Annotated in this window: 15 protein-coding genes; 8 read left to right on the top strand and 7 right to left on the bottom strand. The window is 58.1% G+C overall.

Annotation, left to right across the window (positions count from 1 at the left end; all coding sequences use genetic code 11):
• Position 1 precedes the first annotated feature (1 nt).
• The 4 genes from BLU76_RS04680 to BLU76_RS04665 all read left to right on the top strand — a co-directional run bounded on the left by BLU76_RS04680 (position 2) and on the right by BLU76_RS04665 (position 3,971).
• A complete protein-coding gene (locus BLU76_RS04680; protein ID WP_092221639.1) occupies positions 2-949 on the top strand; it encodes an ABC transporter permease in 948 nt (315 codons plus the stop codon).
• Positions 946-1,818, top strand: a complete 873-nt coding sequence (locus BLU76_RS04675; protein ID WP_092221637.1) for an ABC transporter permease — start codon at positions 946-948, stop codon at positions 1,816-1,818. The genes BLU76_RS04680 and BLU76_RS04675 overlap by 4 nt, the downstream gene beginning before the upstream one ends.
• Positions 1,819-1,842: 24 nt before the next feature.
• Positions 1,843-3,438: a gamma-glutamyltransferase family protein gene (locus BLU76_RS04670; protein WP_092221635.1), complete on the top strand. Its 1,596-nt coding sequence runs from the start codon at positions 1,843-1,845 to the stop codon at positions 3,436-3,438.
• A 410-nt stretch (positions 3,439-3,848) separates the two neighbouring features.
• Positions 3,849-3,971, top strand: a complete 123-nt coding sequence (locus BLU76_RS04665) for an OprD family outer membrane porin (protein ID WP_092221633.1) — start codon at positions 3,849-3,851, stop codon at positions 3,969-3,971.
• 37 nt (positions 3,972-4,008) lie between these two features.
• Here BLU76_RS04665 and BLU76_RS04660 read toward each other — a convergent pair whose 3' ends face one another.
• Positions 4,009-4,974 (bottom strand): AraC family transcriptional regulator, encoded by a 966-nt coding sequence (locus tag BLU76_RS04660; RefSeq protein ID WP_170867274.1) that lies wholly within the window; start codon positions 4,972-4,974, stop codon positions 4,009-4,011.
• 184 nt (positions 4,975-5,158) lie between these two features.
• On the opposite strand from BLU76_RS04660, the gene BLU76_RS04655 reads away from it, so the two are divergent.
• Entirely contained in the window at positions 5,159-6,343 is a 1,185-nt protein-coding gene (locus BLU76_RS04655; RefSeq protein ID WP_092221631.1) for an aldo/keto reductase, read from the top strand.
• Positions 6,344-6,594: 251 nt separating this feature from the next.
• On the top strand, positions 6,595-7,320 hold the full coding sequence (locus BLU76_RS04650; protein ID WP_170867273.1) for a hypothetical protein: 726 nt from the start codon (positions 6,595-6,597) through the stop codon (positions 7,318-7,320).
• Here the strand turns inward: BLU76_RS04650 and BLU76_RS04645 are convergent.
• From BLU76_RS04645 to BLU76_RS32155, 3 genes are all read right to left on the bottom strand, one after another.
• Complete coding sequence (locus tag BLU76_RS04645; protein WP_092221629.1) at positions 7,317-7,967, bottom strand: alpha-hydroxy acid oxidase; 651 nt, start codon at positions 7,965-7,967, stop codon at positions 7,317-7,319. The two genes, BLU76_RS04650 and BLU76_RS04645, sit on opposite strands and share 4 nt — an antisense overlap.
• On the bottom strand, positions 7,855-8,220 hold the full coding sequence (locus BLU76_RS04640) for a helix-turn-helix domain-containing protein (protein WP_256572639.1): 366 nt from the start codon (positions 8,218-8,220) through the stop codon (positions 7,855-7,857). Before BLU76_RS04640 ends, BLU76_RS04645 begins: the two co-directional genes overlap by 113 nt.
• A gap of 78 nt (positions 8,221-8,298) precedes the next feature.
• The gene (locus tag BLU76_RS32155; RefSeq protein WP_218190192.1) at positions 8,299-8,469 is read right to left on the bottom strand and encodes a hypothetical protein; all 171 of its coding nucleotides are present in this window, start codon (positions 8,467-8,469) and stop codon (positions 8,299-8,301) included.
• Between the two features lie 151 nt (positions 8,470-8,620).
• On the opposite strand from BLU76_RS32155, the gene BLU76_RS31790 reads away from it, so the two are divergent.
• Entirely contained in the window at positions 8,621-8,746 is a 126-nt protein-coding gene (locus BLU76_RS31790; protein WP_256572638.1) for a hypothetical protein, read from the top strand.
• 98 nt (positions 8,747-8,844) lie between these two features.
• Here BLU76_RS31790 and BLU76_RS04625 read toward each other — a convergent pair whose 3' ends face one another.
• The 3 genes from BLU76_RS04625 to BLU76_RS04615 form a co-directional block, all read right to left on the bottom strand.
• On the bottom strand, positions 8,845-9,816 hold the full coding sequence (locus BLU76_RS04625; protein ID WP_092221623.1) for an SDR family NAD(P)-dependent oxidoreductase: 972 nt from the start codon (positions 9,814-9,816) through the stop codon (positions 8,845-8,847).
• A 67-nt stretch (positions 9,817-9,883) separates the two neighbouring features.
• A complete protein-coding gene (locus BLU76_RS04620) occupies positions 9,884-10,801 on the bottom strand; it encodes an oxidoreductase (protein ID WP_092221621.1) in 918 nt (305 codons plus the stop codon).
• A 49-nt stretch (positions 10,802-10,850) separates the two neighbouring features.
• Positions 10,851-11,483, bottom strand: coding sequence for a TetR/AcrR family transcriptional regulator (locus BLU76_RS04615; RefSeq protein WP_256572637.1), 633 nt, complete (start codon positions 11,481-11,483; stop codon positions 10,851-10,853).
• 485 nt (positions 11,484-11,968) lie between these two features.
• Here BLU76_RS04615 and BLU76_RS04610 point away from each other — a divergent pair, with 485 nt between their 5' ends.
• Positions 11,969-12,259 carry a type II toxin-antitoxin system ParD family antitoxin gene (locus BLU76_RS04610; RefSeq protein WP_092221617.1) on the top strand — a complete coding sequence of 97 codons (291 nt, stop codon included), beginning with the start codon at positions 11,969-11,971 and terminating at the stop codon, positions 12,257-12,259.
• The last annotated feature ends 1 nt before the right edge of the window (position 12,260 follow it).

Genomic DNA, 12,260 nt, shown 5'->3' with positions numbered 1-12,260 from the left:
TATGCTGATGTTTATCCTGCGACGCCTGCTTAGTGCGATCCCGACACTGATCCTGGTTTCGCTCTTCGTCTTCACCCTGCAGAAACTGTTGCCGGGTGACCCGGTGCTGGCCATGGCTGGTGAAGAGCGCGATCCGGCGGTGATGGAATACCTGCGCGACAAATATCGACTCAACGACCCGATCCCCGTGCAGTACCTGAGCTGGGTCGGCAATGTGCTGACCGGCGACTTCGGCACTTCGCTGCGCACCGAACAACCGGTGACCACGCTGTTGGCGTCCAAGTTGCCGGTGACCGTGGAGCTGGCGGTGCTGTCCTTGTTGATCGCACTGCTGATCGGCATTCCCACTGGAATTATCTCGGCCGTACGCAAAGGCACCGTCGTGGATTACGGAGCCAATGTCATCGCGCTGTCGGGGATCTCGATTCCGCACTTCTGGCTGGGGATCCTGCTGATCATGGTCTTCGCCGTGAAACTGCAATGGCTGCCGGCCTCGGGTTTCGTGCCCATGGGCGAGGACTTCGGGCAAAACCTGAAGACCTTGATCCTGCCGGCCTTCGTGCTCGGTGCAGGGTTGTCGGGGATTCTCATGCGCCATACCCGCAGCGCCATGCTTGAAGTGTTGCGCACCGACTACGTGCGCACCGCCCGGGCCAAGGGCCTGCGCCCGCGCACGGTGATCCTCAAGCATGCCCTGCGCAATGCATTGATGCCTATTGTGACCCTGACAACCCTGCTGTTTGGTGAACTGCTCGGCGGCGCGGTGCTGACCGAGCAAGTCTTCAGCATACCTGGCTTCGGCAAGATGATTGTCGACGCCGTGTTCAATCGTGATTACGCCGTGGTGCAAGGCGTGGTGCTGTGCATCGCAATTGGCTTCCTGCTGCTGAACCTGCTCGCCGACGTGCTGTACCGGATGATTAATCCGCGTCTGAGGACTGCTTCATGACCGCTATTTCCAGCCTCCCTCTTAGCGTGATCGCACCCCGCAGCCGCTCGCCGTTCGTGAAGAAATTCCTCGCCAACAAAGGCGCGGTACTCGGCGCGGCGGTGTTGCTGCTGTTTATCCTGGCGGCCTTGCTGGCGCCCTGGATTGCGCCCCATGACCCGCTGAAAGCCAACTTTCTCGCGGTCCGCAAGGCACCATCGCTGATCTACTGGATGGGCACTGACGAACTGGGTCGCGATCTGTTTTCCCGTCTGCTCTGGGGCGCACGCAGTTCGTTGCTGGCCGGTGGTGTTTCGGTGTTCATCGCCATGGCCATCGGCGTGCCTTTGGGCCTGTTGGGCGGTTATTTCGGCGGCAAACTCGACGCGGTGATATCCCGTGTCATGGAAGCGCTGTTGTCCTGCCCGTTTCTGGTATTGGCGATTGCGCTGGGCGCCTTCCTCGGCCCGAGCCTGACCAACGCAATGATCGCTATCGGCCTGTCAGCCATGCCGATCTTTGCCCGACTGACCCGTGGTCAGGTGCTGACCATCAAACACGAAGATTACCTGGAAGGTGCTCGTGCCATTGGCTTGCAGGATCGCTGGATCATCCTGCGCTACGTGCTGCCCAACGTGATGTCGCCATTGGTTGTGCAAGCCACGTTGACCATCGCCTCGGCGATTCTGGCTGAAGCCAGTCTGTCGTTCCTCGGTCTGGGCCAGCAACCGCCCTCACCTTCCTGGGGATCGATGCTCAACACCGCGAAAAATTTTATGGAGCAGGCACCCTGGATGTCGATTGCGCCTGGCGTGGCGATCTACATCACGGTCCTGTGTTTCAACCTGCTGGGGGATGGTTTACGTGATGCGCTGGACCCCAAGGGCTAACTTTTCTGCCAAAGAGAAACGCTAATGTTTGATGATCTGGATTACAGCCAACCCTACGCTTCGGCACGCTCGCCAGTGATGGGCAGTAACATGGTCGCCTGCTCCCAGCCATTGGCCGCCCAGGCCGGGCTGGACATGCTGCGCAAGGGCGGCAACGCCGTCGACGCGGCCATCGCAGCCGCCATGGTCCTGACCGTGGTCGAGCCCACCGGTTGCGGGATCGGCAGCGACGCTTTCGCTATCGTCTGGGACGGCAGCAAGTTGCAGGGCCTGAATGCTTCCGGTCGCGCACCGCAAGCCTGGACCCCTGAGTTTTTCGCCGGGCAGAGCAAAATGCCCCAGCGCGGCTGGCCAGCGGTGACGGTGCCAGGCGCGGTTTCGGCCTGGGTCGAGCTGTCCGAGCGTTACGGAAAACTGCCTTTCGCCACCCTGGCTGAACCGGCCATCGGCTATGCTCGGGATGGCTACCAAGTCACCCCGGTCATAGCCCGGCTGTGGAAGCTCGGCGCTGAACTGCTCAAGGATCAGCCGGGTTTTGCCGAGTGCTTCCTGCCCGACGGCCAAGCACCACAGGCCGGGGAGAAAATCCGGCTCAAGGATCACGCCCGCACCCTGGAACTGATCGCCCAAACCAAAGGCGAAGCGTTCTATCGCGGCGAACTGGCCCAAGCCATCATCGCCCATGCCAACGCCAATGGCAGCGTCATGAGCCTCGACGATCTGGCGACCCACACTGTGGACTGGATCGACACCCTATCGGTGCCCTACGCCGGCGCCGTGGTTCATGAATTGCCACCTAATGGCCAGGGCATCGCTACCCTGTCCGGCCTGACTATGCTCGAAGCATTGGGCGTCGGCGAGCATCCAGTGGACAGCCTGGAAACCGTGCACCCAGTGTTGGAAGCCATGAAGCTGGCCCTTGCCGACCTGAACGAACACGTGGCGGATAACGACCACATGCGCGTGCCTTCCGAGCATCTGCTGGACAAAACCTACCTGATGGAGCGCGCCGGTCTCGTCACCGACAAGGCCGCCAATCCGGGGCATGGCTCGCCTAAACCGGGCGGCACCGTTTACCTGTCGGCGGCCGATGAAAGCGGCATGATGATCTCGTTCATCCAGTCCAATTACATGGGCTTCGGCTCAGGTGTCGTGGTGCCTGGCACCGGTATCAGCCTGCAAAACCGTGGCGCGGCCTTCTCCTTGGATCCGCAGCACGTCAACTACGTTACACCGCGCAAACGTCCGTTCCACACCATCATCCCCGGCTTTGTGATGAACGCCGACGGCACGCCGTTGATGTCCTTCGGCCTGATGGGCGGCCCGATGCAGGCACAGGGTCACTTGCAGATGATGATGCGCATCCTGCGCTACAAACAGAACCCGCAAGCCGCCGCAGACGCACCGCGCTGGAGGCTCGAATCTGGCCTGAAAGTCGTAGTGGAACGTGCATTCGACCCACAGGTGGTCGAAGCCTTACGTGCCAAAGGCCACGACATAGATGTCGAAGAAGCTAACGGCGTATTCGCCTTTGGCGGCGCGCAGATTATCCAGCGCACCACTCATGGTTATGTGGGTGGCACTGATCCACGGAAGGATGGTCTGGTGGCCGCGTACTGAAATACGAAGATCCTACGCGTAACTTAGTTGCGCGTAGGATTACTCTCTTAAACCGCTAACTCTCATCCCACCGCAAGCTATTGCCAACATGCTTTCTCGCCTGGGACTCCGAACTGTGGCGAACTTGCATTGGATATTGCAGCTAACCACCTTAAGGCGCTGTCGCAGCACTTGCCCGCCGTATTCGGTAGAGTTCGTACCCATAGAAAGCAGGAGCGCGCGATGCTTAAGCGGTACGAAATCTCCGATACAGCCTGAGAGTTGGTTGCTGATCTTTTTGAACAGCCTCGGCGCAGAGGCCGAGGACCGATGATGCTTAATGGGGTGCTCTAGATGCTTTGCTCAGGCGCTGTGACGCGACATGCCCGAACGTGCCAGTTCGCGCCGTTCATGGCAACTTAGCGGATTTCATGATCCAGAACGGACCGTTGAAAAACCTGTCATTCCGCCTGCGCCAGGCGACCTATCGCAACTCGTTCAGTGGCGACGTCGACGACGTCAGGTTCATCACTCAGTATCCGATTAAGCTGTAAGACGAAAGGCCCGGGGGCAGTCACCTCCGGGTTCCTTTCATTTTTCCCGTGCGCGCTTGATGTCTCTCGAGGGAGGCGCTCCAAAGCGCCGGGCATATTCGCGGCTGAATTGGGCGACGCTTTCATAACCTACTCGCAACGCGGCGGTGCTCACGTCTATCCGCTCGGTCAACATCAGGCTACGCGCGGCTTGCAGCCGTAGCGATTTTTGATACTGAATGGGGCTTGTGCCTGTCAGCTTGCGAAAGCGGTGATGCAGCGTGGAGCTGGCCATGCCTGATCGTTCGGCGAGGTCGGCCACCTGCAACGGTTTATCGTAGTGATATTTTAGCCATTCAACGGCTCTCACGATGCCCTTATCCCGGTAACCATCGCGAGTGACGCTACGCAACAAATCCCCCGCTTCACTGAGCAGCAGCCTGCCGTATATCTCCCGCTTGATAAGGCCCGACATCAAGCCTGCTTCAAGCGGCCGTTCGATCAGCGTGGCGAGTCGAGCGAACGCATCGAGCATCTCGCTCGTCGCCACCCCGGATACGAAGCCCCGCGCCTCAGTAGCCATTTCCTGCTTTGGCGGTTCGAGGGTCAGGATCACTTCATTGAGCAGGGAAAAATCGAGCTTCAACACAACGGATAAATAGGGCGTTTGCTCGTTAGCCGCGGTAACGCGAGCCAGTGTGGGAATATCGACCGATGTGACGAAAAACGCCCCTTGCCCGAAATCACAGGCTTCCTCGCCGAACGAGATCTCCTTCGCCCCCTGCAGAATGATGGCCACGCAAGGCTCATAAATGCAGTACGTGGGCGTACCTAGCTCGGCTATTCGATAAAAGCTCAAGCCTGGAATCGACGTTTCGCAAACCTCGCTCAAGCCAATCTGCAGGGTGACTTTTTCGATAAGCCGTTGGAGCGCCTGGAAGCGTTCGGTGAACTGCACGGGATCGCGCAAGGTCAGGGAATGCACACGGCTGAAACCGAACTGCGAGAAGGAACCGCTCGTCATCACATGCCCCCCAATCTACGGAAGGTTCGAGTCTGCTGAGAATGCGTGACCAGCACAAGCGTTCGGCAGGATTGTGCAAAAGATATGGCGCATTAGGGTCACCCGGCCAACCCTCGTTGTTCTAACTTTTACGCGTACCGGCTTCGATGATCCCGTGAAACCTTGGTCGCGAAAGGAAAGTTGGATGGACAGACGAGATTTTCTTACCTATTCGGCAGTGGGTACTGTTGCAGCCGCTTTGCTGCCCGCATCGAGCATCGCAAGTTCGCTGGCTACGGCCCCGGTGCCCTCTTCGCTGAAGGAGCCTGGAAGCGTGATGCGTACCGAAGGACGGATCGTGCGCGCAGACCTGCCCGTCAATTTACCCTCGCATACAATGAGGTACATGACGCCTCAACGCTTTGGCATGGGCGGGACGCAGATCGGCAATATCTTTGCGCCGATCAGCGACGAGCAGGCGGGTTCGGTTCTGCAGGCAGCTTGGGAGGCAGGTGTAAGGCTTTACGACACCTCGCCGTTCTACGGGTTTGGCTTGAGTGAATATCGTCTAGGCCGCTTCCTGCGCGGCAAGAATCCAGACGACTATGTGGTGTCCACCAAGGTCGGCCGCATATTGACGGCCGCTGGTGGCCAGCGCGCGGACCATGCTATCTGGAAGTCGCCGGCGCCCTTCAACTACCGATATGACTACACCGCGGCAGGCGCGCGTCGTTCCGTGGAAGACAGCCTGCAGCGGCTGGGGCTGCCGCGTATCGATATCGTCTTTATCCATGACATCTCGCCAGATAACACCGAACTGGAAGGCGGTTGGGAAACGGCGTATCGAATTGCGCGCACAGGGGCGATGGTTGAGCTGGAAAAAATGCGCGATGAGGGGCTCATCAAGGCATGGGGCTTCGGAGTCAATACGCCGAATGCCGTGGTTCAGGCAGTAGCCGGTTATGACCCGACTCCCGACATCGTGTTGCTTGCCTGCCAGTATTCCCTCCTTGACCACGGCGAGGCGTTGCGCAACACCTTTCCGGCGTTGAGCAGGAAGGGAACCAGCGCCGTGGTTGGAACACCACTGAACGATGGATTTCTGGGAGGGCGCAGCCGCTATAACTTCAGCCCGGACCTACCTGCCGGAGCGGTGGAAAAGCGCGCGCGAATCATGGCGGTTGCCAGCCGACATGGCATCGACATTCATACTGCCGCCCTGCAGTTCGCGGCAGCACATCCGCAAGTGTCTGCGATCATTCCAGGTGCCCGCTCGCCGGGACAGATAGTTTCCAATGTGCAGGCGATGAAGGTCGGTATCCCAGCAGCCTTTTGGGAAGAGCTGAAGAGCCAAAGCTTGATCAATGCTCAAGCACCGGTTCCTTCCTAAGGGTCTACGCCCGTGCTACCTGCTGATGTGACGCTATCGTCGCTAGCCTCATTGAACCCGAGGCGGGTTTCAAACTTATCCTCAGCGAAGCAGATAGCAGCCAGCCTTACTAGAGCTTTGCCGAAGCACGTTTGAAAGACTTATCGCGGCAATCACTTATACCCCTAACGTTGAGAATTAAAGGACCTTATTCTCCAGCAAACAAACTGCGCACGCGTTCAAACAAGAACGCGGGCCTAAGGTCGTAATAAATGAACATACGAACGTCTCTCATGATTGTCGGCGGCCTACTTGCGTTCTCCAGCAGTGGTCACTTATTCGCGGACACACTTGCGTTTAGCGTTCCATTGCCTGAGCCATTCCCGCAGATAAAGGTTCTGACGGTTCTTATAGGCATACATCTGCTCGGCATGTGCTTCGGTCTCGGCGGGGCGACGATGCTCGACCTCTGGATTTTGCGTTGGATGCGCAGGGGCAGCCTCCCCGTTGAAATCGGACGCACTTTTCACTTCATCAGCGACGCGGTCACTCTTGGACTATGCCTCCTGTGGCTCTCAGGCCTTGGTTTCCTTGCCCTTTACGCGATAGAGTCACCGGGAAAGTTTGAAAATCCTAAACTCTGGGCGAAGGTCATTGTGGTGAGCGTCCTGACCCTAAATGGAATCATCATTCACGCGTTTGTGTTGCCAGAAGTACTACGCGACATGAGTCGCCCCCTGCTCTTTGGCGTGTCCCGCAAAAAAGCAGCCTTGTTTCTCGCCTCCGGTGCAGTTTCGGGTGTGTCTTGGTACACGGCTTTTGCCTTCGGCATTTTTCGTGAGTTAAATAACAGTGTCACACTCTCTCTGTTGGTCATTATGTGGCTTACGTTGATAGTGGCCGCCGCGCTTGCAGCCATTTTACTTTATACCTTCCTGAAACCGTTGTTAGAAGTTAGAAGCCACTGGAAGGCAGATGGCGATTTAGGTGAACTTTAATTCGTTAGTTCGATGAGGCTAGCGCCGGACCACTGCTTGCGGATCTGGCGTACGTGCTCCCAGTTCAAGTGGCCGCGGTCAGTGAAGTCACGCACAACGCTTGCAGACAAGACCGGCGCTCCGCGTGTCGCGTAGTTATTCTCGAAGTGAGGCATTCCATGCTTCACGAGCGTGCGCAGGAAGGTTCCAAACAACCAGCGCGGGTGCGTCACCCCTTGGTAAGCCAGCGCAACGCTTGGCCGAAGAGGAGTGGAGAACCCTGCTCGCACATTATTTTCCCTATTCGCCTTCACTGGCGTGTCGACCGTAATGACCAAGGTCTCGACACCGGCCTTGCGCACACGCTCGATCAGCGGCGCAATTTGTGCTGTATCGCCGGGCAGGTAGGCCTGAAACCAGATATTGGGGGCGACATCGACCACCTCTTCCAAGCGTATCAGCGAGGAGCTACTCATCACGAACGGCACATTGGCCGCCGCTGCCGCCTGCGCCAGAGACAGATCGCCCCGATAACCAGTCAGCGCGGCAATCCCCCTAGGCGCGATGCCTACCGGCGCGCTGTAGCGATGACCAAACAGCTCGACGGAAATATCTCGGGTTGATACATCCACCAAAACATTGGGCCTCAGGAAATAGTCGTCGAACACTTGAAGTCTGCTTCACCTGACGGGCGTAAAACAGTAACGATTGGCCGGCGGGCGTGAGATCGACGCCTCGGGCATTGCGGATCAGCAGCGCTGAGCCGACCTGTGCTTCAAGCTCGGTAATGCGCTTACTGACGGCTGACACTGCCAGATGCTTGATTCGAGCCGCTCGGGTCAGGTTGCGCTCCTCTGCCACTGAAATGAACAGGTCCAGGCTGGTAATGTCGTATCGCACCCACTCACTCCTGATTGACATCGAGCCCAATGCTTTTCACCGAAAAGCGTTAATCATCTTCATGCAACTTGATGCCACGTGCGTGAAGCAGCGGTGGAATCACCAGAGCACCAATAGGGTCAGCGCAAGAATCGAAGCGGCGAAGGGTTGCGTCACGAACACCATTGCCTCCATGTGTGCCTGGCTCGCGTCCGAAGAGTCTGGATACGCCAATGGCGCCGACTTCTCCCTGAACGGCGGCCTGCACATGAGTTGATGCCATGAACGCATGGCAATGACTCGCGGGCATCCAGACCTGATTCCTACGGGAACCTTGATGCGCCTTAAGCGCAGCCCCCCATAAAAACAATTGTACTTTACGTCAAGGTGATACAAATGCTCTCATTTCTCGGCTACGGGGATCCCTGGCGGCGCCCACTACGTGAGCGCCCCGAGCCGCCAAGGCCCTAGCGGTCTCAACGCCCGGCCCCGACGATACGCCGGTGACCAGGACGCGTTTGCCAGACAGATCCACGCCGGCCAGAACCTCATCGGTGGTGGACTGTGATCCAAATGAAGGGGACAAGATTGATTCCTCAAAAAAATGCTCAATGGGCGTCACGCACGGGGCGAGCGTCATTGCGAAGGGGATCAAGCACTGCCGCTTCAGTAGCGTTCGCCGACGAGCAACTCGCTCTGGTGCCAGAGCGCAGCTGCGCGCAATGGGTCGAGGGCGTAGGCGAGATAGCCTTCCGACAAGCCATCATCCTGCGGCGCCTTGAACTCGACCGAGACATGGCAATCCTCGCAGTACCTGCCGCCGATCTCATCGCTGGAGGCCTTGAAAGCCGCCCAGACCGAAGTCGCCGCACCTTGGGGAACCGTTTTCGGTTCGAACGGCAATAGGCCCTGCTGGGCACGTGTTTTGTTGATGCCTGCCATCCAGCCTTTCAGCATCTCGATATCAACGTTGCGGGTCAGACCAGTGTTGATCACGCCTGGATGGACCGCGACAGCGCGGATGCCCCGATCCTTGTGGCGGCGGTCGAACTCGACAGCAAAAAGCGCATTTGCGGTCTTTGACTGACCATAGGCAGTCGGCCCGTCATAAGTTCGCCGCTCGTAGTTCAGGTCTTCGAGATCAACGTCGCTCATTCGATGCGCGTTGGATGACAGCACGACGACGCGCGAACCCGCGTGCAAAAGCGGAGCGAGTCGGTTGACCAGGACAAAGTGACCCAGATGATTGGTTCCAATTTGGGTCTCGAAGCCATCAGCCGTATGTCCGTAGTGGGTTGCCATGACACCTGCATTTGCAATGACGACATCGAACGGCTCGGCCTGTAACAACAACTTATCGGTGCAAGCCCTGACGCTGGCGAGTGATCCTAGTTCGAGCTCGATCAGGTCGAAATCGTCGCCCGTGGCTGCGGCCGCGCGGATTGCTCCGGTTGCTGCATATGCTTTGTCTAGATCGCGCACCGTACCCACCACATGAGCCCCGTGAGCAACGAGGGCTCGGGCGGTCTCGAGGCCCAGCCCAGACGAGGTCCCCGTGACAAGAACCCGTTTGCCTTTCAGGTCCAGTCCTGCGAGAACATCGTCGGTGGTGGATGTGGCTCCAAATTTTTCAGTCATACCAAATCACCTGGTTAATTGCCCGATGCAATGCCTCGGCTGAGGGGAATGGAAACGGACCGTACTGTCAAACGGCAGGCAAGCCGGGATCGACCCCTGTCATCGCGACAGAGACATCCCAAAGCCGTCTGGCAAGCACCGGATCTTCGGCCTGCGGTGCGCGTTTGGCCTCTCCTGCGACACCTCTGATCCCTCCGAATCCGGTCGGACCGTAATAACCTCCTGGCTTCACGGTACCGGTCGCAGCCAGCAGCGCCGGCCATGCTCCCTTGTCTGCACTGTTGAGAATCAGGCCGACGATCGGCCCGGCCCACTGAGCCGGGCCCATGTGTCGTCCCAGGCTGGTGTTTGCCACACCGGGGTGGACACCAATGGTCGTGACGGGCGAGCGGTTCGCACGCAGGCGGCGATCCAGCTCGAAGAAGAACAGCGCATTCGCGAGCTTGCTGGCGCCATAACGGGCCACCTTGGAGTAGCTGCGCTCGGCATTGAGATCGTCCCAATCGATCTTTGCTTTCAAATGCGCAATGCTGGAAGTCACCACGATGCGCGAGCCCTGCGTCTCGGCCAACTTGGGCAGCAGCAGCGAGGTCAGCACGAACACGCCCAGATGGTTGACCCCGAACTGCGATTCGAACCCCTGCTTGGTGCGCGTCAGGGGCGGGTACATGATGCCGGCGTTGTTGATGAGCGCATCAATGCGAGGCTCCTGCGACGCTTTTGCGGCGGCCGCCCGTAGATTCGCGATGTCACCCAGATCCAATGGCAACCATGCGAGATTGGCGCTGGGCGTGATCTGTTTAATGCGGGCAATGGCCTCCTCCGCCCGCCCCTTTTCGCGGCAACCCAAGAGCACGCGCGCCCCCCGCGCAGCCAGGACTCGGGACAACTCAAACCCCACGCCCGCATTGGCGCCTGTGACGATGAAGCACTTCCCTGATTGGTCAGGAACATCTGCCTCGGTAAAGCCTCTGTGGACTGACATACAAACTCCTAATTTGAGTAATTACACACTCATTTAACAGGCAAAAAAATCAGGCCGCGGAGCCTTTCCAGAACAGGTCGAATCCCGCCTGCCGAATCGCTTCACGCTCCTTTGGCTTTGCGGCAATGGCGTTCATAGTGATATCTGCCAAATCGAACAGGATCGTGTCGATATAAAAAGCGATTCGTCCAGGGTCAGAATGCCCTGCAAGACACTGTTCCACCATGGCACGAGCTTCGCAGAACATGGCGTGACAGCGCTTGCGACTCTCTGTAGTCACGCGATCCGAAACCTTCAATTGGCGTAGCGCCTTACGCGCAGTGGAATGATTCAGCCCCCACTCGATCAGTCGACTCCAGACCATGAACAGTCGGTCGCGTGCTGACGCATCCACCGGGTATGGCGCCAGCATCGACTCGGCGAGCCCACCCTCTATCTCAATAAACAGCTCATTCAGAAGATCGTCCTTCGACGGAAAGTACGTGAACAACGTCCCTTCAGATACGCCGGCTACCTTGGCGATTTTCGCTGTAGAGGCGCCAGTGCCGAGCTGGGCGATGAGGTCTGAAGCAGCCACGAGCAGGGCCTCACGCTTCGCTTCGCTCAAAGGACGAGCCATAGCCTGAATCTCATATTGAGTGAGTGGATGCTCAATTATTGCATCGAGAATCTTCGTGGTCAACTGGCACAATTGGGATGTTGTCAGTTCCCTCAGTCAAGCCACATGGATGGACTGATGCTGGCGCAGGAGTCGCTGGAACCGCTCGGCATAGTCTTCGCCCACAGCAGATGCGCAGCCCTCTATAAGGAAAAACTGCCGCCACGGCCGCATCATTAATGGGTGGATCACTTTGACCCCTTGCTGATTGGCCCCGAGTCAGCCATCACCTGATCGCCGGGCATCCAAGGATGCCCGGCGATTCAGCCTTCCTGCTACTGCGCTACCCGCGTCCAAACGCTTGTGACTGAACATGTGAACATCGCTAAGACAAATCTTGCCCAGGCACCTCAACCCCTGAAGCAAGCATCAAGATGGCGCGTTCCGACATGTAGCTGAATTAATACAATCCAGCTCACGGGATGACGACCCTAAGCTATGCTCCCGAGGGGAAATGGCATAATATGCCAATAATTGAAAAACATGTTTGCCCAAAGCTGGAGCTAACTATGGCGACGCGAAACGTTGTGCTCACCCCTCACCAGGAACAGGTTATCCATGACCTGGTTCAGTCCGGCCGTTATCAAAATGCCAGCGAAGTGATGCGAGAAGGTTTGCGGCTATTGGAGCAACGCGTCGCCGAAGACACCGCCAAAATTGAGGCCCTGCGTCAGGCGACCTCGATCGGCATCATGGACCTTGAGCACGGGCGCTTCACGCAGTTGAACGAAGGGGATCTGGAGCACTACCTCGAGGGGTTGAGCCTGGAGGCCACCCTCCCCGCGAGCGAAAAACACTGAG

Origin of the sequence: Pseudomonas sp. NFACC08-1, from assembly GCF_900106735.1 — a bacterium.
Classification (GTDB): Bacteria; Pseudomonadota; Gammaproteobacteria; order Pseudomonadales; family Pseudomonadaceae; genus Aquipseudomonas; species Aquipseudomonas fluorescens_Q.
This window is presented reverse-complemented; position numbering and strand designations above follow the sequence as displayed.

What these genes read in the sequence shown, in the direction of transcription:
- BLU76_RS04665 (WP_092221633.1), top strand. Translation starts at nt 3,849, where the DNA reads ATGATCCAGAACGGACCGTTGAAAAACCTGTCATTCCGCCTGCGCCAG.
- BLU76_RS04620 (WP_092221621.1), bottom strand. Translation starts at nt 10,801, where the DNA reads ATGTCAGTCCACAGAGGCTTTACCGAGGCAGATGTTCCTGACCAATCA.
- BLU76_RS04680 (WP_092221639.1), top strand. Translation starts at nt 2, where the DNA reads ATGCTGATGTTTATCCTGCGACGCCTGCTTAGTGCGATCCCGACACTG.
- BLU76_RS04660 (WP_170867274.1), bottom strand. Translation starts at nt 4,974, where the DNA reads ATGACGAGCGGTTCCTTCTCGCAGTTCGGTTTCAGCCGTGTGCATTCC.
- BLU76_RS04625 (WP_092221623.1), bottom strand. Translation starts at nt 9,816, where the DNA reads ATGACTGAAAAATTTGGAGCCACATCCACCACCGACGATGTTCTCGCA.
- BLU76_RS04675 (WP_092221637.1), top strand. Translation starts at nt 946, where the DNA reads ATGACCGCTATTTCCAGCCTCCCTCTTAGCGTGATCGCACCCCGCAGC.
- BLU76_RS04655 (WP_092221631.1), top strand. Translation starts at nt 5,159, where the DNA reads ATGGACAGACGAGATTTTCTTACCTATTCGGCAGTGGGTACTGTTGCA.
- BLU76_RS32155 (WP_218190192.1), bottom strand. Translation starts at nt 8,469, where the DNA reads ATGCGTTCATGGCATCAACTCATGTGCAGGCCGCCGTTCAGGGAGAAG.
- BLU76_RS04640 (WP_256572639.1), bottom strand. Translation starts at nt 8,220, where the DNA reads ATGTCAATCAGGAGTGAGTGGGTGCGATACGACATTACCAGCCTGGAC.
- BLU76_RS04610 (WP_092221617.1), top strand. Translation starts at nt 11,969, where the DNA reads ATGGCGACGCGAAACGTTGTGCTCACCCCTCACCAGGAACAGGTTATC.
- BLU76_RS04650 (WP_170867273.1), top strand. Translation starts at nt 6,595, where the DNA reads ATGAACATACGAACGTCTCTCATGATTGTCGGCGGCCTACTTGCGTTC.
- BLU76_RS04670 (WP_092221635.1), top strand. Translation starts at nt 1,843, where the DNA reads ATGTTTGATGATCTGGATTACAGCCAACCCTACGCTTCGGCACGCTCG.